Source organism: Streptomyces sp. NPDC021019 (genome assembly GCF_044333295.1).
Classification (GTDB): Bacteria; Actinomycetota; Actinomycetes; order Streptomycetales; family Streptomycetaceae; genus Streptomyces.
Genome location: NZ_JBIRQR010000001.1, coordinates 1,202,421 through 1,225,660, shown reverse-complemented (window position 1 = coordinate 1,225,660; position 23,240 = coordinate 1,202,421). Strand labels below are relative to the sequence as shown.

At 67.4% G+C, this 23,240-nt stretch carries 35 protein-coding genes; 2 read left to right on the top strand and 33 right to left on the bottom strand.

All coding sequences use genetic code 11. The features are described from left to right. Nucleotide 1: 1 nt before the first annotated feature. From glmM to ACH4RG_RS05760, 4 genes are all read right to left on the bottom strand, one after another. Nucleotides 2-1,360 (bottom strand): phosphoglucosamine mutase, encoded by a 1,359-nt coding sequence (glmM, locus tag ACH4RG_RS05775; RefSeq protein WP_365551135.1) that lies wholly within the window; start codon nucleotides 1,358-1,360, stop codon nucleotides 2-4. Between the two features lie 284 nt (nucleotides 1,361-1,644). Beyond that, nucleotides 1,645-2,181: a 30S ribosomal protein S9 gene (gene rpsI, locus ACH4RG_RS05770; protein ID WP_397919916.1), complete on the bottom strand. Its 537-nt coding sequence runs from the start codon at nucleotides 2,179-2,181 to the stop codon at nucleotides 1,645-1,647. Nucleotides 2,182-2,225: 44 nt separating this feature from the next. Continuing rightward, the gene (rplM, locus tag ACH4RG_RS05765) at nucleotides 2,226-2,669 is read right to left on the bottom strand and encodes a 50S ribosomal protein L13 (protein ID WP_003966932.1); all 444 of its coding nucleotides are present in this window, start codon (nucleotides 2,667-2,669) and stop codon (nucleotides 2,226-2,228) included. 515 nt (nucleotides 2,670-3,184) lie between these two features. Beyond that, nucleotides 3,185-4,804 carry an ABC-F family ATP-binding cassette domain-containing protein gene (locus ACH4RG_RS05760; RefSeq protein ID WP_397919914.1) on the bottom strand — a complete coding sequence of 540 codons (1,620 nt, stop codon included), beginning with the start codon at nucleotides 4,802-4,804 and terminating at the stop codon, nucleotides 3,185-3,187. Nucleotides 4,805-5,177: 373 nt separating this feature from the next. Here ACH4RG_RS05760 and ACH4RG_RS05755 point away from each other — a divergent pair, with 373 nt between their 5' ends. Next, nucleotides 5,178-6,026, top strand: a complete 849-nt coding sequence (locus ACH4RG_RS05755) for a hypothetical protein (protein WP_397919912.1) — start codon at nucleotides 5,178-5,180, stop codon at nucleotides 6,024-6,026. Between the two features lie 218 nt (nucleotides 6,027-6,244). Further along, the gene (locus tag ACH4RG_RS05750; protein WP_397919910.1) at nucleotides 6,245-6,625 is read left to right on the top strand and encodes a hypothetical protein; all 381 of its coding nucleotides are present in this window, start codon (nucleotides 6,245-6,247) and stop codon (nucleotides 6,623-6,625) included. Between the two features lie 12 nt (nucleotides 6,626-6,637). Here ACH4RG_RS05750 and truA read toward each other — a convergent pair whose 3' ends face one another. From truA to rplD, 29 genes are all read right to left on the bottom strand, one after another. Further along, nucleotides 6,638-7,492: a tRNA pseudouridine(38-40) synthase TruA gene (gene truA, locus ACH4RG_RS05745; RefSeq protein WP_397919908.1), complete on the bottom strand. Its 855-nt coding sequence runs from the start codon at nucleotides 7,490-7,492 to the stop codon at nucleotides 6,638-6,640. A gap of 93 nt (nucleotides 7,493-7,585) precedes the next feature. Continuing rightward, a complete protein-coding gene (gene rplQ, locus ACH4RG_RS05740) occupies nucleotides 7,586-8,089 on the bottom strand; it encodes a 50S ribosomal protein L17 (RefSeq protein WP_018960210.1) in 504 nt (167 codons plus the stop codon). A gap of 275 nt (nucleotides 8,090-8,364) precedes the next feature. Further along, nucleotides 8,365-9,387 (bottom strand): DNA-directed RNA polymerase subunit alpha, encoded by a 1,023-nt coding sequence (locus tag ACH4RG_RS05735; RefSeq protein ID WP_003966937.1) that lies wholly within the window; start codon nucleotides 9,385-9,387, stop codon nucleotides 8,365-8,367. 137 nt (nucleotides 9,388-9,524) lie between these two features. Continuing rightward, nucleotides 9,525-9,929, bottom strand: coding sequence for a 30S ribosomal protein S11 (gene rpsK, locus ACH4RG_RS05730; protein ID WP_003956432.1), 405 nt, complete (start codon nucleotides 9,927-9,929; stop codon nucleotides 9,525-9,527). A gap of 104 nt (nucleotides 9,930-10,033) precedes the next feature. Further along, on the bottom strand, nucleotides 10,034-10,414 hold the full coding sequence (gene rpsM, locus ACH4RG_RS05725; RefSeq protein ID WP_007446719.1) for a 30S ribosomal protein S13: 381 nt from the start codon (nucleotides 10,412-10,414) through the stop codon (nucleotides 10,034-10,036). Between the two features lie 194 nt (nucleotides 10,415-10,608). Continuing rightward, on the bottom strand, nucleotides 10,609-10,722 hold the full coding sequence (gene rpmJ / locus ACH4RG_RS05720; RefSeq protein ID WP_003956441.1) for a 50S ribosomal protein L36: 114 nt from the start codon (nucleotides 10,720-10,722) through the stop codon (nucleotides 10,609-10,611). 59 nt (nucleotides 10,723-10,781) lie between these two features. Beyond that, nucleotides 10,782-11,003 carry a translation initiation factor IF-1 gene (gene infA, locus ACH4RG_RS05715; RefSeq protein WP_003956442.1) on the bottom strand — a complete coding sequence of 74 codons (222 nt, stop codon included), beginning with the start codon at nucleotides 11,001-11,003 and terminating at the stop codon, nucleotides 10,782-10,784. Between the two features lie 197 nt (nucleotides 11,004-11,200). Beyond that, a complete protein-coding gene (gene map / locus ACH4RG_RS05710) occupies nucleotides 11,201-12,037 on the bottom strand; it encodes a type I methionyl aminopeptidase (protein WP_397919906.1) in 837 nt (278 codons plus the stop codon). Between the two features lie 134 nt (nucleotides 12,038-12,171). Next, entirely contained in the window at nucleotides 12,172-12,831 is a 660-nt protein-coding gene (locus ACH4RG_RS05705) for an adenylate kinase (protein WP_359652225.1), read from the bottom strand. After that, nucleotides 12,831-14,144 (bottom strand): preprotein translocase subunit SecY, encoded by a 1,314-nt coding sequence (secY, locus tag ACH4RG_RS05700; protein ID WP_397919904.1) that lies wholly within the window; start codon nucleotides 14,142-14,144, stop codon nucleotides 12,831-12,833. Before secY ends, ACH4RG_RS05705 begins: the two co-directional genes overlap by 1 nt. A 380-nt stretch (nucleotides 14,145-14,524) precedes the next feature. Next, nucleotides 14,525-14,980, bottom strand: a complete 456-nt coding sequence (gene rplO, locus ACH4RG_RS05695) for a 50S ribosomal protein L15 (protein WP_003966942.1) — start codon at nucleotides 14,978-14,980, stop codon at nucleotides 14,525-14,527. A gap of 1 nt (nucleotide 14,981) precedes the next feature. Beyond that, nucleotides 14,982-15,164 carry a 50S ribosomal protein L30 gene (gene rpmD / locus ACH4RG_RS05690; protein WP_003966943.1) on the bottom strand — a complete coding sequence of 61 codons (183 nt, stop codon included), beginning with the start codon at nucleotides 15,162-15,164 and terminating at the stop codon, nucleotides 14,982-14,984. After that, entirely contained in the window at nucleotides 15,164-15,769 is a 606-nt protein-coding gene (gene rpsE, locus ACH4RG_RS05685; RefSeq protein ID WP_003966944.1) for a 30S ribosomal protein S5, read from the bottom strand. Before rpsE ends, rpmD begins: the two co-directional genes overlap by 1 nt. A 47-nt stretch (nucleotides 15,770-15,816) precedes the next feature. After that, nucleotides 15,817-16,200, bottom strand: a complete 384-nt coding sequence (gene rplR / locus ACH4RG_RS05680; RefSeq protein WP_015610732.1) for a 50S ribosomal protein L18 — start codon at nucleotides 16,198-16,200, stop codon at nucleotides 15,817-15,819. A 2-nt stretch (nucleotides 16,201-16,202) separates the two neighbouring features. Next, the gene (gene rplF / locus ACH4RG_RS05675) at nucleotides 16,203-16,742 is read right to left on the bottom strand and encodes a 50S ribosomal protein L6 (protein ID WP_397919902.1); all 540 of its coding nucleotides are present in this window, start codon (nucleotides 16,740-16,742) and stop codon (nucleotides 16,203-16,205) included. Nucleotides 16,743-16,763: 21 nt separating this feature from the next. Further along, on the bottom strand, nucleotides 16,764-17,162 hold the full coding sequence (gene rpsH / locus ACH4RG_RS05670) for a 30S ribosomal protein S8 (protein WP_007446728.1): 399 nt from the start codon (nucleotides 17,160-17,162) through the stop codon (nucleotides 16,764-16,766). 224 nt (nucleotides 17,163-17,386) lie between these two features. Next, the gene (locus tag ACH4RG_RS05665; protein WP_003948630.1) at nucleotides 17,387-17,572 is read right to left on the bottom strand and encodes a type Z 30S ribosomal protein S14; all 186 of its coding nucleotides are present in this window, start codon (nucleotides 17,570-17,572) and stop codon (nucleotides 17,387-17,389) included. A gap of 2 nt (nucleotides 17,573-17,574) precedes the next feature. Continuing rightward, nucleotides 17,575-18,132 (bottom strand): 50S ribosomal protein L5, encoded by a 558-nt coding sequence (gene rplE, locus ACH4RG_RS05660; RefSeq protein WP_003966948.1) that lies wholly within the window; start codon nucleotides 18,130-18,132, stop codon nucleotides 17,575-17,577. Beyond that, nucleotides 18,132-18,455: a 50S ribosomal protein L24 gene (gene rplX, locus ACH4RG_RS05655; protein ID WP_018960205.1), complete on the bottom strand. Its 324-nt coding sequence runs from the start codon at nucleotides 18,453-18,455 to the stop codon at nucleotides 18,132-18,134. Before rplX ends, rplE begins: the two co-directional genes overlap by 1 nt. Nucleotides 18,456-18,457: 2 nt before the next feature. Continuing rightward, nucleotides 18,458-18,826 (bottom strand): 50S ribosomal protein L14, encoded by a 369-nt coding sequence (gene rplN, locus ACH4RG_RS05650; protein ID WP_003966950.1) that lies wholly within the window; start codon nucleotides 18,824-18,826, stop codon nucleotides 18,458-18,460. Nucleotides 18,827-18,933: 107 nt separating this feature from the next. After that, on the bottom strand, nucleotides 18,934-19,218 hold the full coding sequence (gene rpsQ / locus ACH4RG_RS05645) for a 30S ribosomal protein S17 (RefSeq protein WP_018960204.1): 285 nt from the start codon (nucleotides 19,216-19,218) through the stop codon (nucleotides 18,934-18,936). Next, complete coding sequence (gene rpmC / locus ACH4RG_RS05640; protein WP_003966952.1) at nucleotides 19,218-19,442, bottom strand: 50S ribosomal protein L29; 225 nt, start codon at nucleotides 19,440-19,442, stop codon at nucleotides 19,218-19,220. The genes rpsQ and rpmC overlap by 1 nt, the downstream gene beginning before the upstream one ends. Further along, the gene (gene rplP / locus ACH4RG_RS05635; RefSeq protein ID WP_003966953.1) at nucleotides 19,442-19,861 is read right to left on the bottom strand and encodes a 50S ribosomal protein L16; all 420 of its coding nucleotides are present in this window, start codon (nucleotides 19,859-19,861) and stop codon (nucleotides 19,442-19,444) included. The genes rpmC and rplP overlap by 1 nt, the downstream gene beginning before the upstream one ends. Before the next feature lie 5 nt (nucleotides 19,862-19,866). Next, nucleotides 19,867-20,706 (bottom strand): 30S ribosomal protein S3, encoded by an 840-nt coding sequence (gene rpsC, locus ACH4RG_RS05630; RefSeq protein ID WP_018510593.1) that lies wholly within the window; start codon nucleotides 20,704-20,706, stop codon nucleotides 19,867-19,869. Beyond that, a complete protein-coding gene (rplV, locus tag ACH4RG_RS05625) occupies nucleotides 20,706-21,053 on the bottom strand; it encodes a 50S ribosomal protein L22 (protein WP_026290933.1) in 348 nt (115 codons plus the stop codon). Before rplV ends, rpsC begins: the two co-directional genes overlap by 1 nt. Nucleotides 21,054-21,095: 42 nt before the next feature. Further along, nucleotides 21,096-21,377, bottom strand: coding sequence for a 30S ribosomal protein S19 (gene rpsS, locus ACH4RG_RS05620; protein WP_103509564.1), 282 nt, complete (start codon nucleotides 21,375-21,377; stop codon nucleotides 21,096-21,098). A 12-nt stretch (nucleotides 21,378-21,389) separates the two neighbouring features. Beyond that, nucleotides 21,390-22,226 (bottom strand): 50S ribosomal protein L2, encoded by an 837-nt coding sequence (gene rplB, locus ACH4RG_RS05615; protein ID WP_018510594.1) that lies wholly within the window; start codon nucleotides 22,224-22,226, stop codon nucleotides 21,390-21,392. Nucleotides 22,227-22,265: 39 nt separating this feature from the next. Continuing rightward, nucleotides 22,266-22,589 (bottom strand): 50S ribosomal protein L23, encoded by a 324-nt coding sequence (rplW, locus tag ACH4RG_RS05610; protein ID WP_007446738.1) that lies wholly within the window; start codon nucleotides 22,587-22,589, stop codon nucleotides 22,266-22,268. Next, complete coding sequence (rplD, locus tag ACH4RG_RS05605; protein ID WP_003966959.1) at nucleotides 22,589-23,239, bottom strand: 50S ribosomal protein L4; 651 nt, start codon at nucleotides 23,237-23,239, stop codon at nucleotides 22,589-22,591. Before rplD ends, rplW begins: the two co-directional genes overlap by 1 nt. Nucleotide 23,240: the final 1 nt, after the last annotated feature.

Sequence of the window (23,240 nt, the reverse complement as noted above, 5' to 3'; positions counted from 1 at the left end):
CTCAGCCCAGCGCGGACTTCACCACATCGGCCAGCCGGCCCGCGACGGCCCGGGCCTGCTCGATGTCGGCGGCCTCGACCATGACCCGCACCAGCGGCTCCGTGCCCGACTGGCGCAGCAGTACGCGTCCGGTCTCGCCCAGCTCGCGCTCCGCCTCGACGACCGCGGTGGCCAGCTCGGACGAGGTGTTGACCCGGGTCTTGTCGACGTCGGGGACGTTGATCAGGACCTGCGGCAGGCGCTGCATGACCCCGGCCAGCTCCGCGAGGCCCCGGCCCGTGGCGGCGACGCGGGCCGCCAGCATCAGGCCGGTCAGCGTGCCGTCGCCGGTCGTGGCGTGGTCCAGGACGATGACGTGCCCGGACTGCTCACCGCCGAGCGCGAACCCCTCGGCCTTCATCGACTCCAGGACGTACCGGTCACCGACCGCCGTCTGGACGAGCCGGATGCCCTCGCGCTCCATGGCCAGCTTGAAGCCGAGGTTCGACATCACGGTGCCGACGACGGTGTCCTTGCGCAGCTGACCGGCGTCCCGCATCGCGAGGGCCAGCACGGCGAGGATCTGGTCGCCGTCGACCTCCTCGCCCGCCGCGTCCACGGCGAGGCAGCGGTCGGCGTCGCCGTCGTGCGCGATGCCGAGGTCGGCCCCGTGCTCGACGACGGCGGCGCGCAGCAGCTCCAGATGGGTGGAGCCGCAGCCGTCGTTGATGTTCAGGCCGTCCGGGTCCGCCCCGATGGTGACGACCTCGGCCCCGGCCCGCGCGAACGCCTCGGGCGAGACCCGGGCGGCGGCGCCGTGCGCCTCGTCCAGGACGACCTTGAGACCGTCGAGCCGGTTGGGCAGGACACCGATGAGGTGGGCGACGTACCGGTCGAAGCCCTCCGTGTAGTCGGTGACCCGGCCGACGCCGGCACCGGTCGGGCGGCTCCACGGCTCACCGGTGCGGTGCTGCTCGTAGACCGTCTCGATCCGGTCCTCCAGCTCGTCGGCGAGCTTGTGGCCACCGCGCGCGAAGAACTTGACGCCGTTGTCGGGCATCGCGTTGTGACTGGCGGAGAGCATCACGCCGATGTCCGCGCCGAGCGAGCCGGTCAGATACGCCACGGCGGGCGTCGGAAGGACACCGACGCGCAGCACGTCGACACCGGCGCTGGCCAGGCCCGCCACGACGGCGGCCTCCAGGAACTCTCCGGAGGCTCGCGGATCACGTCCGACCACGGCGGTCGGGCGATGGCCCGCGAAGGTGCCGGCCTCGGCGAGTACGTGCGCCGCCGCGACCGAGAGGCCGAGCGCGAGCTCGGCCGTCAGATCGGCGTTGGCGACACCGCGTACTCCGTCCGTACCGAAGAGTCGTCCCACTGGTGTCCTCCGAAGTGCTCCGAAACCACAAACAACCACTGCACAGCAAACGAAACGAACTGAGCAACCAAACAACGAAAGCAAGAAGAAGCGCGAAAAAAGCACGCCGGGCGGCATGGCGCGACCGACCTGCCGGATGCGCGACGCGGCGCTCACCGGGCCGCACTCCCGCCCGGTCCGATGAACGTCTTATGCCGTTATACGCCCGCGAGCGTCGATAAACGAACGCCCCAGCAGCACAGAGTGTGCCGCCGGGGCGAACGTGACAGTCGAGCAGGCGATATTTAGCGCTTGCTGTACTGCGGGGCCTTACGGGCCTTCTTGAGACCGGCCTTCTTGCGCTCGACCGCACGGTCGTCGCGGGAGAGGAAGCCGTTCTTCTTCAGGATGGCGCGGTTGTTGTCCACGTCCGCCTCGTTCAGCGAGCGGGCCACACCGAGGCGCAGGGCGCCGGCCTGACCGGAGACACCGCCACCCGAGATGCGGGCCACGACGTCGTAGCGACCGTCGAGCTCGAGAACCTTGAAGGGCTCGTTGACTTCCTGCTGGTGCACCTTGTTGGGGAAGTAGTCCTCAAGGGTGCGACCGTTGATCTTCCACTTGCCGGTGCCCGGGATGATCCGGACGCGGGCGATGGCGTTCTTGCGACGGCCAAGGCCGGCCGCGGGCTGCGGGTCGCCGAAGCGGCCCGCGAGCGACTCGGAGGTGTACTCACCCTCGACGGGGACCTCCGACTCGAAGGTGGTCACCTCGGCGAAGGTCTCCTCGCCCTCGGTGCCCGCCGTGTCGTCGGCGGTCGTCTCAACAGTGGTCTCGGCCACGATTCTCCTCAGATCTTTCTGTATGTCTTAGGGGGTGGCCGGTACTACTGCGCGACCTGGGTGATCTCGAACGGGACCGGCTGCTGAGCAGCGTGCGGGTGCTGGTCGCCCGCGTAGACCTTGAGCTTCGAGAGCATCTGGCGGCCCAGGGTGTTCTTGGGGATCATGCCCTTGATGGCCTTCTCGACGGCCTTCTCGGGGTTCTTCGCGAGAAGCTCGTCGTAGCGCACCGAACGGAGACCGCCCGGGAAGCCGGAGTGGCGGTACGCCATCTTCTGGGTCTTCTTGTTGCCGGACAGGTGAACCTTGTCGGCGTTGATGATGATGACGAAGTCGCCCATGTCCATGTGGGGGGCGTAGATCGCCTTGTGCTTGCCTCGGAGGAGGTTCGCAGCCGTGGTGGCCAGACGGCCCAGGACGATGTCCTGAGCGTCAATGATGTGCCACTGGCGCGTGACATCGCCGGGCTTGGGGCTGTACGTACGCACTTCGCAGCCTTCGCTTCTTCAGTGGATGGGATCCAGACACACGGCACCTCTGAAGCGATCATGCAGCTGGGGCTCACAATCGCCGGGGACGCTGCCCGTATGCGAGCCACTGGTAACTGCTCCAGGGAACCTACGTAAGGCCCTTCGCGTGAGAACGACGAAGCCAATACGTATAACAAACCGAGAGCCTACCGGGGACCCCCCGCACGGGTCAAAACGCCCCCTCCCGCCTTCACGCACTCACCGCCGCGCGAAGCGACTTCCCAGCCCCGCCGCACCACCCCAGCCCCGCCGACGTTCGAGGCGCCCCTTCCCAGCCCCGCCGACGTTCGAGGCGCCCCTTCCCAGCCCCGCCGACGTTCGAGGCGCCCCTTCCCAGCCCCGCCGACGTTCGAGGCGCGGGGGCCCGGGGGCAGCGCCCCCGCAACGGCGCCGCACGGCCCACGCACCGCACCCCGCACCCCGCACCCCGCGACACCCCCGGCTCACCCCACCCCGCCGCCGACCGCCCAAGGTCACCGCACTCGCTGAACCCTCCGCTCGTCCCACACCGGCTCCGCCGTCTCCCGCACGACCCCGTCCGACCCGAAGACCAGGAACCGGTCGAAGGACTTCGCGAACCACCGGTCGTGCGTGACGGCCATCACCGTGCCGTCGTACACCTCCAACCCGTCCTGCAACGCCTCCGCCGACTCCAGGTCCAGGTTGTCCGTGGGCTCGTCCAGCAGCAACGCCGTCGTGCCGGCCAGCTCCAGGAGCAGGATCTGGAACCGCGCCTGCTGCCCGCCGGACAGCTTCTCGAACGGCTGGTCCCCCTGCCGCTCCAGCTCATAGCGCCGCAGCACCGACATCGCCCCGCCCCGGTCCTTGGCGTGCTCGGACCAGAGGATCTCCACCAGCGTCTTGCCGAGCAGCTCCGGATGCGCGTGCGTCTGGGCGAAGTGCCCGGGCACGACCCGCGCCCCGAGCTTCCACTGCCCCGTGTGCGCCACCGGCTCACCCGCCAGCAGCCGAAGGAAGTGCGACTTGCCCGACCCGTTGGAGCCGAGGACCGCGACCCGCTCCCCGTAATAGATCTCCAGGTCGAACGGCTTCATCAGTCCGGTCAGCTCCAGGCCCTCGCAGGTCACCGCCCGCACCCCGGTCCGCCCGCCGCGCAGCCGCATCCTGATGTCCTGCTCGCGCGGCGGCTCCGGCGGTGGACCGGCCTCCTCGAACTTCTTGAAGCGCGTCTGCATCGCGTGGTAGCGGTTCGCCATGTCGGGGCTGTTCGCCGCCTGCTGCCGCATCCGCAGGACGAGCGCCTTCAGCCGGGCGTGCTCCTCCTGCCAGCGCCGCAGCAGCTCCTCGAACCGGGCGAAGCGCTCCTTGCGCGCGTCGTGGTACGTGGCGAAGCCGCCTCCGTGCACCCATACGTCGCTGCCCGCAGGACTCGGCTCGACGCTGACGATCTTCTCGGCGGCACGGGACAGCAGTTCCCGGTCGTGGGAGACGAAGAGAACCGTCTTACGGGTCTCCTTCAGCTTCCCCTCCAGCCACCGCTTGCCCGGCACGTCCAGATAGTTGTCCGGCTCGTCGAGCAGCAGGACCTCGTCGGGCCCGCGCAGCAGCGCCTCCAGCACCAGCCGCTTCTGCTCACCACCGCTGAGCGTGCGGACCTCGCGCCACTGCGCCTTCTCGTACGGGACGCCCAGCGCGGCCATGGTGCACATGTCCCAGACCGTCTCGGCCTCGTAACCCCGCGCCTCCGCCCAGTCGCTCAGCGCCTGCGCGTACGCCATCTGCGCGGCCTCGTCGTCGACGGTGAGAATGCGTTCCTCGGCCGCGTCGACGGCCTTGGCTGCCTCCCTGATCCGAGGCTGGGCCACGGAGACCAACAGGTCCCGCACCGTCCGCTCGTCCCGCACCGAGCCCACGAACTGCGGCATCACGCCCAGCCCACCGCTCACCGACACGGTGCCGCCGTGCGGCTGGAGCTCACCGGCGAGCAGCCGCAGCAAGGTCGTCTTGCCCGCCCCGTTCGCCCCGACGAGCGCGACGACGGCTCCGTCGGCCACCCGGAACGAGGCGTCGCCGAGCAGCACCCGCCCGTCCGGTAGGTAGTACTCCAGGTGGCCTGCTTCGAGATGTCCCATACAGAGCATTGTCACGGTCCGCGAACTCCTGGCCCAACCGGTTTACGCCACCCCCCTTCACAGGGCGTTCCGTCCTGGTGGGTCTGTTTGATGAATCGGACCACGAAGTAGCTCGGGCCAGGTGATCGCGGGCCCGTAGGGCCTGCGGTCACAGGCGGGATCGTCCGTGGGGGCAAGGAGGGATGCGGGGAATGGTCACCGCGGGGACAGCGCGGCTGCTGCCATAGCGACCTTGGTCATGGCTCCTTCCCCACGTCCCCGGCTCCGCTCGCGCAGGGGAGACCCCATCTGCCTCGATCCTCCACCCACCTGCCCGCACCCAGCCCCGCTCCTTCTCCCGCCCCCCAATTGCCGGTCGGTCTAAACTGCGCGCATGAGCTTTGGGCAAGGGGGGGCCTCCTGGGGGCCCGGGGGCGACGGGACTCCGGACTGGGCGGCGCTGGCGGAGGAATCCGCGGCGCGCGCCCGCCGGAAGAGGCTGATGATGATCGGCGGTGGCGCACTGGCCACCGTGGCGACAGGCGCGATCGTGACCACCGCCGTGGTCACGTCGAACGGCGGCGGCACGGGCAAGGCGGACAAGAACGCGAGCCAGTTGCCCGCACCCGCCGAACTCCCCGAGGACACCTCGGCGCCCGCGCCCTCGTTCTCCTCGGTCGCACCGCCGCCCCCGCCGGACCCCAAGGACTACATCTCCAGCGCCGACAAGGACAAGGCGCCGATCACCGTGGAGGGGTTCTTCCCCGGCAAGAAGCTCACCATGGGCGACCGTGTCCACCTCAAGGGCGCGACGAGCAACTCCGCACAGTGCACGTCGGGCACCCAGGGCGCCCTCGGTTCGGTCCTCGCGAACAACGGCTGTGGTCAGCTCATCCGGGCCACCTACCGCAAGGACGGTGTGGCGGTCACCGTCGGCATCGCCGTCTTCGCGACGGAGGCCCGCGCCAAGAAGGCCGTCGACCAGAGCTCGGGCGGCCTCGCCTCCCTCAACGGCGGCGGCGTCGACACCTTCTGCCGGGGCGGCACGGTCTGCCTGCGCACCGCCAACTCCTACGGCCGCTACGCCTACTTCACCGTCGGCGGCTTCCTGAACGGCAAGCGTGTCACCACCGCCGACAAGGACGTCTACGCGGTCAACAAGGACCTGACGAACTTCACCTTCCGCCAGATCCACAGCAGGGGCCGGCTCCAGGCCTCCCAGGCGGCACAGGCCGGTTCGTAGCCGAGCGGTCTCGTACGACAGGGGAGTCAGCCCTTCCCCACGGAACGTGCCGCCCGAGCAGGATCACGCACGCGGGGCGGACGGCCAGAACTCCACGTTCCAGGGCGGCACGCCCCACAGAAAGCTGAACGTGTTCAATAATGGACACGCGAGGGCCCGCGCCCCGCCGGAGGGCGCGGGCCCTCCGCACGCCGAGACACGTGCGAAGGACGACTCCCATGAGCAGGCCGGCAGCCCCGACCGAAGCCGACGCCTGGAGCACACCCGGGCCCCGGAGGAAGGCCCGCCGCTTCGCCGTCGGCTACATCGGCCTGGTCCTGGCCGTCGCCCTGGCCAACGAGATCGCCGGTCGTCCGTCGGCCCTCGACGCGACGACGGCCCTGATGTCCTTCCCGGGCGCCATCCTGCTGCTGGTCGTCGTGGTCTATCCGCTGGTGCTGCTGCTCGGTGACGGCTCCGGCACGGAGGAGGCCGGGTTCAGCTTCCTCACGCCCTTGTTCCAGGGGGCCGGGGCGCTGGTCAACGTCCTGATCGTGTGGGGCGTCATCGCTCTCGTACGCCACTTCCGGAACGAGACCCACCGCAGCCGCAGTTGCTGAGCGCGTACGCCCTCAGCAGCACCCCGCCCCCGGCAACGTCCTGACGTTCCGCGCCTCCACGGCGCGGGCCGCCAGCAACTCATCGGCCGGGTAGGCCACTTCCTCCAGCGTCAACCCGTGCGGGCGCACCACGTGCACCCCCGGGTCGCGCACCTTCGCGGCGAGCACCTCGGCGGGCCAGCCGGCCGGCCGCCGCCCGTCGCCGACGAACAGCGCCGCCCCGATCAGCGCCCGCACCATGTTGTGGCAGAACGCGTCCGCCTGCACGGTCGCGGTCAGCACCCCGGACGCCGGGTCCCGTACCCAACTCAGCTTCTGGAGCGTACGGATGGTCGTCGCGCCCTCGCGCTTCTTGCAGTACGCGGCGAAGTCGTGCTCCCCCACCATCGGCGCGGCCGCCTCGTTCATCGCGTCTACGTCCAACGGCCGGTCATGCCACAGCACATGACCCCGGGTCAGCGGGTCGACGCCGCCGGGACGGTCCCCCACCCGGTACGCGTACCGCCGCCACAGGGCGGAGAACCGGGCGTTGAACCCGGCGGGGGCGGGGGCCGCGCGCCAGATCCGTACGTCCAGCGGCAGCCGGCCCGCCAGCCGCCGCAGCAGCTTCTCCGCGTGCTCGGCCCAGACCGCCTCCGGCAGGTCCACGTGGGCCACTTGGCCGCGCGCGTGCACCCCGGCGTCCGTCCGGCCCGCCACCGTCAGGTCGTACGTCACGGCGGAGCGGGTCACGGTCCGCAGCGCGTCCTCGATCTCACCCTGCACCGTGCGCCGGCTGGTCTGCTTCGCCCAGCCGGAGAAGTCCTTGCCGTCGTAGGCCAGGTCCAGCCGCACCCGTACGAAACCGGGCTCCGCCTCGTCACTCACCGCGTCATCCTCTCCACTCCCCTGGTCAGCAGAACGGGCCCGCACCGCCCCGAAGGGTGATGCGGGCCCGTCCCGTGGTCCGTCTCAGAACGCTCAGGCGTCCTTGGACTCCGCGTCGTCGGCCGGCTTGGCGTCCTCGACGGACTCGGCCGCGGGGGCCTCGTCCTTCTTGAGGGCGTCTTCCTTGACCGCACGCTTTGTCGCGGCCTCGGCCTCACCGGTGGCCTGCTGGGCCACGGTCAGCGCCTCGACCAGCTCGATGACCGCCATCGGGGCGTTGTCGCCACGACGGTTGCCGATCTTGGTGATACGGGTGTAACCACCGGGGCGGTTCTCGTACCGGGGAGCGATCTCGGTGAAGAGCGTGTGGACGATGCTCTTGTCCGTGATCGTCTGGAGCACCAGGCGACGGTTGTGGATGTCGCCCTTCTTCGCCTTGGTGACGAGGCGCTCGGCGACCGGACGCAGGCGACGGGCCTTCGCCTCGGTCGTCGTGATGCGGCCGTGCTCGAACAGCGACTTCGCCAGGTTGGCGAGAAGCAGACGCTCGTGCGCGGCGCTGCCGCCCAGACGGGCACCCTTTGCGGGACGCGGCATGGTGATTCTCCTTGTGTGCTGCACCGGCCGTATCAGGTACCGGTGTCAGTTCCCGCGAGGCGGACGCCTCCCGGAAGTCATATCTGCCGTTCGGGCTCGGAGTCCGGCATCAGCCACACCCAAGCCCGCCCGACGTTCGCCGGACATCGGCCAAGATCAGGCCCGTCCGACGTTCCGGACATCAGCCAAAATCAAGCCCGCCCGGCGATTGGGGACAAAGCCTCAGCCCCGGCCGGGGGGCACCCTCGAAACCGGGCACCCCCGCCGGAAGGCGATCAGTACTGCTCGGTCTCCACGAAACCGGCGTCCGCGTCGTCGTCGGCGCCGAAGGCGTCGGCGGCGGCGGTCGGGTCGAAGCCGGGAGGCGAGTCCTTGAGCGCGAGGCCCATACCGGCCAGCTTCGCCTTGACCTCGTCGATCGACTTGGCGCCGAAGTTGCGGATGTCGAGCAGGTCCGCCTCGGAACGGGCCACGAGCTCACCCACGGAGTGGATGCCCTCACGCTTGAGGCAGTTGTACGACCGAACGGTGAGCTCCAGCTCCTCGATCGGCAGGGCGAGATCGGCGGCGAGCGCGGCGTCCGTCGGGGACGGGCCCATGTCGATGCCCTCGGCGTCGATGTTGAGCTCGCGCGCCAGACCGAACAGCTCGACCAGGGTCTTACCGGCCGACGCCATGGCGTCACGGGGACGCATGGCCTGCTTGGTCTCGACGTCGACGATCAGCTTGTCGAAGTCGGTGCGCTGCTCGACACGGGTCGCCTCGACCTTGTACGTGACCTTGAGCACCGGCGAGTAGATGGAGTCGACCGGGATCCGGCCGATCTCCTGGCCGACCTGCTTGTTCTGGACGGCGGAGACGTAGCCGCGACCGCGCTCGACGGTCAGCTCCATCTCCAGCTTGCCCTTGCCGTTGAGCGTGGCGAGAACGAGGTCGGGGTTGTGCACCTCGACACCGGCCGGGGGCGCGATGTCGGCGGCGGTGACCAGACCCGGGCCCTGCTTGCGCAGGTACATCACGACGGGCTCGTCGTGCTCCGAGGAGACGACCAGCTGCTTGATGTTGAGGATGAGGTCGGTCACGTCCTCCTTGACGCCCGGCACGGTGGTGAACTCGTGCAGGACCCCGTCGATCCGGATGCTGGTGACAGCGGCACCGGGGATCGAGGAGAGGAGGGTGCGGCGGAGGGAGTTGCCGAGGGTGTAGCCGAAGCCCGGCTCCAGCGGCTCGATCACGAACCGGGAGCGGAACTCGTCGACGACCTCTTCGGTCAGCGACGGACGCTGAGCGATAAGCATGCGGTGATCCTTCAGTCGTGGGCACCCACTATTTGATGCCCGACAGATGTGACAAGGGTACGGGCGGTACGCCCCGTAAGAGGTGTACCGCCCGGACCTGACGCTACTGACGCACGGCCGTCACCGGCCGCGACGCATCAGACGCGGCGACGCTTCGGCGGACGGCAGCCGTTGTGCGGCGTCGGGGTGACGTCCTGGATCGAACCGACCTCGAGGCCCGTGGCCTGGAGGGAGCGGATCGCGGTCTCACGGCCGGAGCCGGGACCCTTGACGAAGACGTCGACCTTGCGCATGCCGTGCTCCTGCGCGCGGCGGGCGGCCGACTCGGCGGCCATCTGCGCGGCGAAGGGGGTGGACTTGCGCGAGCCCTTGAAGCCGACGTGGCCGGCGGAGGCCCAGGAGATCACGTTGCCCGAGGGGTCCGTGATCGAGACGATGGTGTTGTTGAACGTGCTCTTGATGTGCGCGTGGCCGTGAGCGACGTTCTTCTTTTCCTTGCGACGCACCTTCTTGGCTGCGCCCTGACGACCCTTGGGGGGCATGTCTTGACTCCAGATGGAGAGGGGAGGTGATCGGTCCTACAGCGAAGACCGCTGGTTGCTGCGGGTTCCGGAGAACCGGAGGTCCGCAGTGCGTCCGCTGAGGACTACTTCTTGCCCGGCTTCTTCTTACCGGCGATGGCGCGACGCGGGCCCTTGCGGGTACGCGCGTTCGTGCTGGTGCGCTGACCGTGGACCGGCAGACCACGGCGGTGACGAATGCCCTGGTAGCAGCCGATCTCGATCTTGCGGCGAATGTCGCCCTGGACCTCACGGCGGAGGTCACCCTCGGTGCGGAGGTTGGCGTCCACGTACTCGCGGATCTTGACGAGGTCTTCCTCAGCAAGGTCGCGGACGCGGGCGTCCGGGTTCACGCCGGTGGAGGCGAGGATCTCCTTGGACCGGGTGCGCCCGATACCGAAGACGTAGGTGAGGGCAACCTCCACGCGCTTTTCGCGCGGGATGTCAACACCTGAAACGCGTGCCATTCAATGGCTCCAGTTGTTAGATCGGGGGTCTTCCGCAGTGCCACTCCCGGCCGCCGACCGCTCCCGAGGAGCAGTGGTACGTCCGGGTCCCCGGCCCCCGCCGGAGGTGTCGTCAGCCGTGGCTTGGACGGGCTCTGCGTATGTACGTATTACGTGCGTCGCGCGAAGAACTGCGAGATGCAGGCGGTCGTGCGTCAGCCCTGGCGCTGCTTGTGGCGCAGGTTGTCGCAGATGACCATGACCCGACCGTGACGGCGGATCACCTTGCACTTGTCGCAGATCTTCTTGACGCTCGGCTTGACCTTCATGGGATGTCAGGTTCTCCGGGTCAGTGCCATCACCCGCCGAAACGGGATGCGGGCAAGATCTACTTGTAGCGGTAGACGATCCGGCCACGCGTCAGGTCGTACGGAGAGAGCTCCACCACGACCCGGTCATCCGGGAGGATGCGGATGTAGTGCATCCGCATCTTGCCGCTGATGTGCGCCAGGACCTTGTGACCGTTCTGGAGCTCCACCTTGAACATTGCGTTCGGGAGGGACTCGATCACGGTGCCCTCAATCTCGATGGCACCTTGCTTCTTGGCCACGCTTCGCCTTTCGAATCGGCTACCTTGATCGGCTCTTGCTCATCGGTGTGCTGATATGCGGGCACACTGATGCACGAGAGCCGACGAGTCAGTCTACGTCAGCGGACTCCAAAAGACGAATCCGTCAAGTTTGCCCAGCCGGGGTGATCCTTAGACCTCCCGGAAGGGACACATCACCCGAGGGGGGTCGGGCGCCGTCAGCCCAGAGGGTCGGGCGCCGCTTCCACGCCGTACTCCGCGAGCTTCGCCCTGCCGCAGTCCGGGGCGGTCAGGACCAGCGGGCCCTGCTCGGTCAGCGCGATGGAGTGCTCCCAGTGCGAGGACCAGGTGCCGTCCGTCGTGATGACCGTCCAGTCGTCGCTCAGGGTCTCCGTCCGCGCCGTGCCGAGCGAGACCATGGGCTCGATCGCCAGGCAGACGCCCGGGACCAGCTTGATGCCCTTGCCGCGCTTACGGGAGACGTAGTTCAGCAGGTGCGGGTCCATGTGCATCTCGGTGCCGATGCCGTGGCCGCCGAAGTCCTCGATGATCCCGTACTTGCCGGTCGACGGGCGGGGCTGGCGGCGGATGTAGGACTCGATCGCCCGGGAGATGTCGACGAGGCGGTTGTTCACCTTCATCGCGGCGATCCCGGCCCACATGGACTCCTCGGTCACCCGGGAGAGCTCGATCAGCTCCGGAGCGTGACCGGTGCCCACGAAGGCGGTGTAGGCCGCGTCGCCGTGCCAGCCGTCGATGATCGCGCCGGCGTCGATCGAGATGATGTCGCCGTCCTTCAGGACCGTCTTCTCGTCCGGGATGCCGTGGACGACGACCTCGTTGACCGAGGTGCAGATGGTCGCGGGGAAGCCGCCGTACCCGAGGAAGTTCGACTTGGCGCCGTGGTCGGCGATCACCTTGCGGGCGACCTGGTCCAGGTCGTGCGTGGTGGCCCCGGGCACGGCCGCCTCACGGGTGGCGGCGTGAATGGCAGCGACCACCAGGCCCGCCTCGCGCATCTTCGCGATCTGCTCGGGGGTCTTGATCTGCACCATTGCTCGGCGCCTCTCTGCATCGACGGTGACGGGTTGGGCTCGGCGTGTTCAACGATACGGGCGCAAGCAGTCGGCCGCGGCGCCCTGGGGCGCCGCGGCCGGCTTGCACTACGGGGTGGTGCGGTGGTGGACGCTCAGCCCTCGTCGGAGGCCTTCAGCGCCTCCATGGCGCGGGCGGTCACGTCCGCGACCTTGCCCAGCGCGGAGATGGTCACCACGAGGCCCTGGGCCCGGTAGTAGTCGATGATCGGCTCGGTCTGCGTGTGGTAGACCTCCAGCCGGGTACGGACCGTCTCCTCGCTGTCGTCGTCCCGCTGGTACAGCTCGCCGCCGCAGGCGTCGCAGACGCCCTCGGTCTTCGGCGGGTTGTACGTCAGGTGGAAGACGTGCGCGCTGTTGTTGCGGCAGACGCGGCGACCCGCGATCCGCTTCACGACCTCGTCCTCGGGGACCTCGAGGTCGAGGACCGCGTCCAGCTTTACGCCCTCGTCCTTGAGCATCACGTCAAGGGCTTCGGCCTGTCCGACGTTCCGCGGGAAGCCGTCCAGCAGGAAGCCGCCGGCGGCGTCCGACTGGGCCATGCGGTCCTTGGCCATCCCGATGGTGACCTCGTCCGGCACCAACTGTCCCGCGTCCATGTAGGCGCGGGCCTGCTTGCCAAGGTCGGTTCCCTGGCTGATGTTGGCGCGGAAGAGGTCGCCCGTGGCGATGTGCGGAATCGAGAGGTTCTGAGCAAGGTACGCAGCCTGCGTTCCCTTGCCGGCACCCGGAGGCCCGACGAGGACGATTCGCATCAGCGGAGGAACCCTTCGTAATTGCGCTGCTGGAGCTGACTCTCGATCTGCTTCACGGTCTCCAGACCCACACCCACGATGATGAGGATGCTCGTCCCGCCGAAGGGGAAGTTCTGGTTAGCGCCGCCGAAGCCTGCCAACGCCATCGTCGGCACCAGAGCGATCAGGCCCAGATACAGCGAGCCCGGCCAAGTGATCCTGTTGAGCACGTAGCTCAGATACTCGGCAGTAGGTCGACCTGCCCGGATACCCGGGATGAAGCCACCATACTTCTTCATGTTGTCCGCGACTTCGTCGGGGTTGAACGAAATGGCCACATAGAAGAAGGCGAAGAAGACGATGAGGACAAAGTACGTGGCGATGTAGTACGGGTGCGTACCGTCCACGAAGTAGTCCTGGATCCACGTTGCCCAGCCCGCGTTCGAGCCGGAGAACTGGACGATCAGCGCCGGGATGTAGAGCAGCGACGAGGCGAAGATGACCGGAATCACACCCGCCTGGTTCACCTTCAGCGGGATGTACGTGGACGTACCGCCGTAGGACCGGCGCCCGATCATGCGCTTCGCGTACTGCACCGGGATGCGCCGCTGGGCCTGCTCGACGAAGACGACGAGGCCGACCATCACGAAGCCGATGAGGATGACGGTGCCGAACTCGATCCAGCCGTCGGCCAGCTTGCCGCTCTCCTTGATGGCCCACAGGGCGCCGGGGAACGTGGCCGCGATCGAGATGAACATGAGGATCGACATGCCGTTGCCGATGCCGCGGTCGGTGATCAGCTCACCGAGCCACATGACGGCGGCCGTACCGGCGGTCATCGTGAGGACCATGATGATCGTGGTGAAGATCGACTTGTCCGGGACGATCTGGCTGCCCACGGAGCAGTTCTGGAACAGCGCCCCGCTACGGGCAGTGGCGACCAGGCCGGTGCCCTGGAGGATGGCCAGCGCGACCGTCAGATAACGCGTGTACTGCGTGATCTTCGCGGTACCGGACTGCCCCTCCTTCTTCAGGGCCTCCAGGCGCGGGATCACGACGGTCAGCAGCTGGAGAATGATGCTCGCCGTGATGTACGGCATGATGCCGAGCGCGAAGATGGTGATCTGCAGCAGGGCGCCACCGCTGAACATCTGCATCAGACCGAGGAGGCCACCCGAGTCGGCCTGGTCGATGCACTGCTGCACCTTCGCGTAGTCGACGCCAGGGGCCGGGACATGCGCCCCGAGCCGATAGATCACGATGATGCCGAGCGTGAAGAGCAGCTTCTTGCGCAGGTCGGGCGTCTTGAACGCTCGGGCGAACGCGGTGAACACGGTGCCTCCTGCGACCCCCGCGCTATGCGTCAGAGGCGACGGGTCTGGATGGGACTGGATGGGATCGGATACAAGGCAGCCCTACATCGTAAGGAGGCCACAAAAGATTAACGGCGCCACCCTACCCGGCCCGGGACTGAGCAGGAAACACGCGCCGCACACCGGTGCACGGTCCGCTTCCCGGCCCGCGCCGCGAAAGACCGGCCAAGCCGCACCATTTGGGACGTGAACGCCCCTCCGCTCCCCCACCGCCGGTGCGGTGGACACCCGTTCAACCTTTCCCGAGCCTTTACGGTTCCCGTACAGCGGCACAAACACAGAAAAGCCTGGCCGGCCACCTCCGAAGAGGCAGCCGGCCAGGCTCAGTTCTGTCCCGCGGCTCAGACGAGCTCGGTGACCGTACCGCCGGCGGCGGTGATCTTCTCCTTGGCGGAGCCGGAGACGGCGTCAACCGAAACCTGCAGTGCCACGGAGATCTCGCCCTGTCCGAGGACCTTGACGAGGTGGTTGTTGCGCACAGCGCCCTTGGCGACCAGGTCGGCCACCGTGACCTCTCCACCCTCGGGGTAGAGCGTCGCGAGCTTGTCCAGGTTCACGACCTGGTACTCCGTGCGGAACGGGTTCTTGAAGCCCTTGAGCTTCGGGAGACGCATGTGGAGGGGCATCTGGCCACCCTCGAAGCGCTCCGGAACCTGGTAACGAGCCTTCGTACCCTTGGTACCACGGCCTGCGGTCTTACCCTTGGACGCCTCACCACGACCCACACGGGTCTTGGCGGTCTTGGCGCCCGGGGCAGGCCGGAGGTTGTGGGCCTTCAGCGGGCTGTTCTCCGCCATGTCAGTCAACCTCCTCAACCGTCACGAGGTGGCGGACGGTGTGAACCATTCCGCGGAACTCGGGGCGGTCCTCCTTGACAACCGAGTCGTTCAGGCGCTTGAGCCCGAGCGAACGCAGGGTGTCGCGGTGGTTCTGCTTGCTGCCGATGTACGACTTCGTCTGCGTGATCTTGAGGCGAGCCATTACGCACCCGCTCCCGCACGTGCACGAAGCAGAGCCGCGGGGGCGACGTCCTCGAGGGGCAGACCGCGGCGGGCCGCGATCTCCTCGGGACGCTGCAGGCCCTGGAGGGCCGCCACGGTCGCGTGCACGATGTTGATCGCGTTGGACGAACCAAGCGACTTCGACAGGATGTCGTGAACGCCGGCGCACTCGAGCACGGCACGCACCGGGCCACCGGCGATAACGCCGGTACCGGGGGACGCCGGCTTGAGCAGGACGACGCCCGCGGCCTTCTCGCCCGTGATCGGGTGAGGGATGGTGCCCTGGATGCGCGGGACCTTGAAGAAGTTCTTCTTGGCCTCTTCGACACCCTTGGCGATGGCCGCGGGAACTTCCTTGGCCTTGCCGTATCCGACACCGACGGTGCCGTCACCATCGCCCACCACGACCAGCGCGGTGAAGCTGAAGCGACGACCACCCTTCACAACCTTGGCGACGCGGTTGATCGCGACGACGCGCTCGACGTACGCGGTCTTCTCGGCGGCGCTGGCGCCACCGTCACGGCCCTTCCGGTCCCGCCGCTCGCCGCCACCGGCACCGCTTCCGCGGCGCTGGGGTCCAGCCATTGGAATTACCTCTCTCTGTTACGGACGCTGTGCGTAGGAACCGGGGCTTAGAACTTCAGCCCGGCTTCACGGGCGGCGTCAGCCAGAGCGGCAATCCGCCCGGCGTACTGGTTACCACCGCGGTCGAACACGACGGCCTCGACGCCTGCGGCCTTGGCACGCTCGGCGACCAGGGCGCCGACCTGCTGGGCCTGGGCGCTCTTGTCACCCTCGCCACCACGGATCGAGGTGTCCAGGGTCGACGCCGACGCGAGCGTGTGGCCCGCGATGTCGTCGATGACCTGGGCCACGATGTGGCGGTTGGAACGCGTCACGACCAAGCGAGGACGCTCCGGCGAACCGGAGATGTGCTTGCGGACGCGGATGTGGCGGCGCTTGAGAGCGGCACGCTTGTACGCGTCGCCCTTGGCGATCTTCACACCGTATGCCATGGCTACTTACCAGCCTTTCCGACCTTGCGGCGGATGACCTCGCCCGCGTACTTGACGCCCTTGGCCTTGTACGGGTCGGGCTTCCGCAGCTTGCGGATGTTGGCGGCTACCTCGCCGACCTTCTGCTTGTCGATGCCCTCGACGCTGAGCTTCGTGGGCGACTCGACCTTGAAGGTGATGCCATCCGGAGCCTCGATGAGGATCGGGTGGCTGTAGCCCAGGGCGAACTCCAGGTTGGAGCCCTTCGCCTGGACGCGGTAACCGACACCGCTGATCTCGAGCGCCTTGGTGTAACCCGTGGTCACGCCGGTGATCATGTTCGCCACCAGCGTGCGGGACAGGCCGTGGAGGGCCTTGTTCTGACGCTCGTCGTTCGGGCGGGAGACGTTGAGCACGCCGTCCTCGCCCTTGGAGACCTCGATCGGCGCGGCAACGGTGTGCGTGAGGGAACCCTTGGGGCCCTTCACGGCGACCGTACGGCCATCGATGGTGACGTCCACACCGGCGGGAACCTGGATGGGGAGCTTGCCGATTCGCGACATGAGCTTTCCTTCCTTTCCCGACTACCAGACGTAGGCGAGGACTTCCCCACCTACGCCCTTCTTGCCTGCCTGCTGGCCGGTCAGGAGGCCGTGGGACGTGGAGATGATCGCCACGCCCAGGCCGCCGAGAACCTTCGGCAGGTTGGTGGACTTTGCGTATACACGCAGACCCGGCTTCGAAATCCGCTTGATGCCGGCGATCGAGCGCTCGCGGTTCGGGCCGAACTTCAGCTCGAGGACGAGGTTCTTGCCGACCTCGGCGTCCTCGACCTTCCAGCCGGTGATGAAGCCCTCCTGCTGGAGGATCTCCGCGATGTGCGACTTGATCTTGCTGTGCGGCATCGAGACATCGTCGTGATATGCCGAGTTCGCGTTACGCAGACGCGTGAGCATGTCTGCGATGGGATCAGTCATGGTCATGAGTTGGCCTTCGGCCTCTCTCGCCGGGGTTTCCTGTATGCGCCATCCCTCTCCCCACTCAGTGGCGGGACGGGTGCGGTGCGGGGACCTACGGCGTAGTAAGTCGGTCTTGGGCGGCAGGCGCCCAACCCTTCAAGCCTACGGCATGAAAGGACGGGCTCCTGCCGACCCAGATGCTTACCGAGAGTCTCCGGAACTTCCCTGTGCCCGAGGGCAGAGGGGAGTTACCAGGAGCTCTTGGTCACGCCCGGCAGCTCGCCACGGTGAGCCATCTCACGAAGGCACACGCGGCACAGGCCGAACTTGCGGTAGACGGAGTGGGGCCGGCCGCAGCGCTGGCAGCGGGTGTACCCGCGCACGCCGAACTTCGGCTTACGGGCGGCCTTAGCGATCAGAGCCTTCTTCGCCACGGTCAGTTCTCCTTGAACGGGAAGCCGAGGTGACGAAGGAGGGCACGACCCTCGTCGTCGTTGGTCGCCGTGGTGACCACGGTGATGTCCATGCCCCGGACCCGGTCGATCTTGTCCTGGTCGATCTCGTGGAACATGACCTGCTCCGTGAGACCGAAGGTGTAGTTGCCACGGCCGTCGAACTGCTTCGGCGACAGGCCACGGAAGTCACGGATACGCGGAAGCGCGAGCGACAGCGTACGGTCCAGGAACTCCCACATCCGGTCACCACGGAGGGTGACGTGGCAGCCGATCGGCTGGCCCTCGCGCAGCTTGAACTGCGCGATGGACTTGCGGGCCTTCGTGACGGCCGGCTTCTGGCCGGTGATCGTGGTGAGGTCCTTGACGGCACCGTCGATCAGCTTGGAGTCGCGGGCGGCGTCGCCCACACCCATGTTGACCACGATCTTGACCAGACCGGGAACCTGCATGACGTTCTCGTAGGAGAACTCCTCACGCAGCTTGCCGGCGATTTCCTCGCGGTAGCGCGTCTTGAGACGCGGCGCAGTGGTGGCAGTCATCAGATGTCCTCACCGGTCCGCTTGGCAACGCGGATCTTGTTGCCCTCGTCGTCAAAGCGGTAGCCGACGCGGGTGACAACCTTGTTGCCGTCCTTCTCCACGACCAGCTGCACGTTGCTGATGTGGATCGGGGCCTCGGTGGTGACAATGCCACCCGTCTGCGAACCGCGAGCCGTCTGACCGGCCTTGGTGTGCTTCTTGACCCGGTTGACACCCTCGACGAGGACGCGGTCCTGCGTGGGATAGGCCACGATGACCTTGCCCTGCTTGCCCTTGTCCTTACCGGTGATGACCTGAACCAGGTCGCCCTTCTTGATCTTCATGCTTACAGCACCTCCGGCGCGAGCGAGATGATCTTCATGAACTTCTTCTCGCGCAGCTCCCGGCCCACCGGGCCGAAGATGCGGGTGCCGCGGGGGTCGCCGTCGTTCTTCAGAATGACGGCGGCGTTCTCGTCGAAGCGGATGTACGAGCCATCCTGACGACGACGCTCCTTGACGGTGCGAACGATGACGGCCTTGACGACGTCACCCTTCTTCACGTTGCCACCGGGGATCGCGTCCTTGACGGTGGCGACGATGACGTCACCGATACCCGCGTAGCGGCGACCCGAGCCACCGAGAACACGAATGGTGAGAATTTCCTTCGCACCCGTGTTGTCGGCGACGCGCAGTCGCGACTCCTGCTGGATCACGTCTATCTCCTGATCGTCTGCCGGTTCCCGGCGGGTGCCTCTCCGTTACCGGGGAGGCACCCCACCGAGCCTGGCGGAACTGACCTGAGGGGAGAATCCCTCAGGAATTACTTGGCCTTCTCGAGGATCTCGACGATGCGCCAGCGCTTCGAGGCGGACAGCGGACGCGTCTCCATGATGATGACGCGGTCGCCGACGCCGGCACTGTTCTGCTCGTCGTGGGCCTTGAGCTTGTTCGTACGGCGGATGACCTTGCCGTACAGCGCGTGCTTGACGCGGTCCTCGACAGCGACGACGACGGTCTTGTCCATCTTGTCGCTGACGACCAGACCCTCACGGGTCTTGCGGAAACCGCGGTCGGTGTTGGTCTCAGTCACAGTCTTCTCGCTCATCAGGCGCTCTCCACCGTCTCGATGCCCAGCTCGCGCTCACGCATCAGGGTGTAGATCCGGGCGATGTCCTTACGGACGGACTTGAGCCGGCCGTGGTTCTCGAGCTGGCCCGTCGCCGCCTGGAAGCGGAGGTTGAACAGCTCTTCCTTGGCTTCGCGGAGCTTGTTGAGGAGCTCCTCGTCGCCCAGCTCGCGCAGCTCGGACGCCTTGGTACCGGCCGACATCACGACTCACCTGCCTCGCGCCGAACGATCCGGCACTTCATCGGAAGCTTGTGAGCAGCGCGGGTGAGCGCCTCACGAGCAATCTTCTCGTTCGGGTAGGACAGCTCGAACATCACCCGACCCGGCTTGACGTTCGCGATCCACCACTCGGGAGAACCCTTACCGGAACCCATGCGGGTCTCGGCAGGCTTCTTCGTCAGGGGACGGTCCGGGTAGATGTTGATCCAGACCTTGCCGCCACGCTTGATGTGACGGGTCATCGCGATACGAGCGGACTCGATCTGACGGTTCGTCACGTACGCCGGGGTCAGCGCCTGGATGCCGTACTCGCCGAACGCAACCTGCGTGCCACCCTTGGACATACCGCTGCGCTTCGGGTGGTGCTGCTTGCGGTGCTTGACCCTACGGGGGATCAGCATTTCGGTCAGGCCTCCGTTCCGGTGCTCTCAGCAGCCGGAGCAGCGGCGGCGGGGGCGTCGGCCTTGGGGGCCTCGGCTGCCGGCGACTGCTGCGGCTTACGGCCGCGACCGCCACGCTCGCCACCACGGCCGCCACCACGGCCGGCCGGGCGGTCGGTGCCGCCACGAGCCGGACGGTTGCCGGCGCGGGCCGCGGCGTTCTCGGCGCGAACCTCGGCGATGTTCTTGACGTCGCCCTTGTAGATCCAGACCTTCACGCCGATGCGGCCGAAGGTCGTCTTGGCCTCGAAGAAGCCGTAGTCCACGTTCGCGCGAAGCGTGTGCAGGGGCACACGGCCCTCGCGGTAGAACTCCGAGCGGGACATCTCGGCGCCGCCGAGGCGACCGCCGCACTGGATCTTGATGCCCTTGGCGCCGGCCTTCATCGAGCTCTGCATGCTCTTACGCATGGCACGACGGAAGGAGACGCGGGAGGAGAGCTGCTCGGCGACGGCCTGGGCCACCAGCTGAGCGTCCACCTCGGGGTTCTTGACCTCGAGGATGTTCAGCTGGACCTGCTTGCCGGTCAGCTTCTCCAGCTCGCCGCGGATGCGATCGGCCTCGGCGCCGCGGCGACCGATGACGATGCCCGGACGGGCGGTGTGGATGTCAACGCGGACGCGGTCGCGGGTGCGCTCGATCTCGACCTTCGAGATGCCGGCCCGCTCCATGCCCTTCGTCATCATGCGACGAATGGCGACGTCTTCCTTGACGTAGTCCTTGTACAGCTTGTCGGCGTACCAGCGGGACTTGAAGTCCGTGGTGATGCCGAGCCGGAACCCGTGCGGGTTTACCTTCTGGCCCATTACCGGGTTCCTTCCTTGCTGCTGACGACCACGGTGATGTGGCTGGTCCGCTTACGGATCCGGTAGGCACGGCCCTGAGCACGCGGACGGAACCGCTTCAGGGTCGGGCCCTCGTCCACGTACGCCTCGCTGATGACCAGCGAAGAGGCGTCAGGGTGGTCGTAGTTGTGTGCAGCGTTGGCGATGGCGCTGTCCAGCACCTTGCCAACCGGCACGCTCGCGGCCTGCGGGGCGAAACGCAGGACCGCCTGAGCCTCCGTGGCATCCATGCCACGGATGAGGTCCACCACTCGGCGGGCCTTCATGGGCGTGACGCGGATGTACCGCGCCTGGGCCCTGGCTTCCATGGTTGTCCCTTCGGTGTGAGTCATAGTCGTTTCCACCCCGCGCTAGCGGCGCTTCGACTTCCGGTCGTCCTTGACGTGGCCGCGGAAGGTGCGAGTCGGCGAGAACTCGCCGAGCTTGTGGCCGACCATCGACTCGGTGACGAACACCGGGACGTGGATCTTGCCGTTGTGCACCGCGATGGTGTGACCCAGCATGGCCGGGACGATCATCGAGCGACGGGACCAGGTCTTGATGACGTTCTTGGTCCCCGCGTCGTTCTGTACGTCCACCTTCTTGATGAGGTGGCCGTCGACGAAGGGCCCCTTCTTGAGACTGCGCGGCATCTAAACCCGCTCCTAGCGCTTCTTGTTCGTCTTGCGGCGGCGGACGATGTACTTGTTGCTCGCCTTCTTGGGAGAACGAGTACGACCCTCCTTCTGACCCCACGGCGAGACCGGGTGACGACCACCGGAGGTCTTGCCTTCACCACCACCGTGCGGGTGGTCAACCGGGTTCATCGCGACACCGCGGACGGTCGGGCGAACGCCCTTCCAGCGCATGCGGCCGGCCTTGCCCCAGTTGATGTTCGACTGCTCGGCGTTGCCGACCTCACCGATCGTCGCGCGGCAGCGCGCGTCGACCAGGCGGATCTCACCCGACGGCATACGAAGGTGGGCCATGGTGCCCTCCTTCGCCAGCAGCTGCACGGAGGCACCCGCGGAACGGGCGAACTTCGCGCCGCCGCCGGGCCGCAGCTCGATGGCGTGGATGGTCGTACCGACCGGGATGTTGCGCAGCGCCAGGTTGTTGCCGGGCTTGATGTCGGCGCCCGGACCGTTCTCGACACGGTCACCCTGCGACAGGCCACGGGGAGCGACGATGTAACGCTTCTCGCCGTCCGCGTAGTGCAGCAGCGCGATGCGCGCGGTGCGGTTCGGGTCGTACTCGATGTGCGCGACCTTGGCCGGCACGCCGTCCTTGTCGTGACGACGGAAGTCGATCACGCGGTAGGCGCGCTTGTGGCCACCACCCTGGTGGCGAACGGTCACACGACCGGCGTTGTTACGGCCGCCCTTGCTGTGCAGAGGGCGGACCAGCGACTTCTCCGGCGTGGACCGCGTGATCTCGACAAAGTCGGCGACGCTGGAGCCACGACGGCCCGGGGTCGTCGGCTTGTACTTGCGGATACCCATTTCTCAGTCCTCGTCCGATTCCGGACGACTCGACCTCCGTCAGGAGGTCGGGCCGCCGAAGATGTCGATACGGTCGCCCTCGGCGAGGGTCACGATGGCGCGCTTCGTGTCGGAGCGCTTGCCGAAGCCGGTCTTGGTGCGCTTGCGCTTACCCTGCCGGTTGATCGTGTTGACCCCGGTGACCTTGACCGAGAAGACCGCTTCCACGGCCTGCTTGATCTGGGTCTTGTTGGAGCCGGGCGCGACGATGAACGTGTACTTGTTCTCGTCGAGCAGCGCATAGCTCTTCTCGGAGACCACGGGCTTGACGAGAACGTCACGCGGGTCCGAGTACGTCTTGCTGGTTACGGTCGCCTCGCTCATCAGGCGTCGCTCCCTTCGGTCTCAGCGGTCTGGGGGCCAGACACGAAGGACTCGAAAGCGGCCTGGGTGAAGACCACGTCGTCAGAGACGATCACGTCGTACGTGTTGAGCTGGCCCGGCTCCAGGATGTGCACCTGGGGCAGGTTGCGCGCGGACAGCCACGCGGCCTCGTCGGCGCGGTCGACGACCAGGAGCAGGTTCTGGCGCTCCGAGATCTTGCCGAGCAGCGTCTTGGCGGCCTTCGTGGAGGCGGCACCCTCGACCACGCCGGTGACGACGTGGATACGGGAGTGACGGGCCCGGTCCGAGAGGGCACCGCGCAGGGCGGCGGCCTTCATCTTCTTCGGGGTCCGCTGCGAGTAGTCACGCGGCTGCGGGCCGTGGACGACGCCACCACCGGCGAACTGCGGGGCGCGGGTCGAACCCTGACGGGCGCGGCCGGTGCCCTTCTGGCGGTAAGGCTTCTTGCCACCACCGCGGACTTCGCCGCGGCGCTTGGTCTTGTGCGTGCCCTGACGGGCAGCCGCCAGCTGAGCGACAACGACCTGGTGGATCAGCGGAACGCTGGTCTTGGCGTCGAAGATCTCCGCGGGGAGGTCGACGGTACCGGCCTTGTCGCCTGCCGGCGAAAGGATGTCAATGGTGCTCATT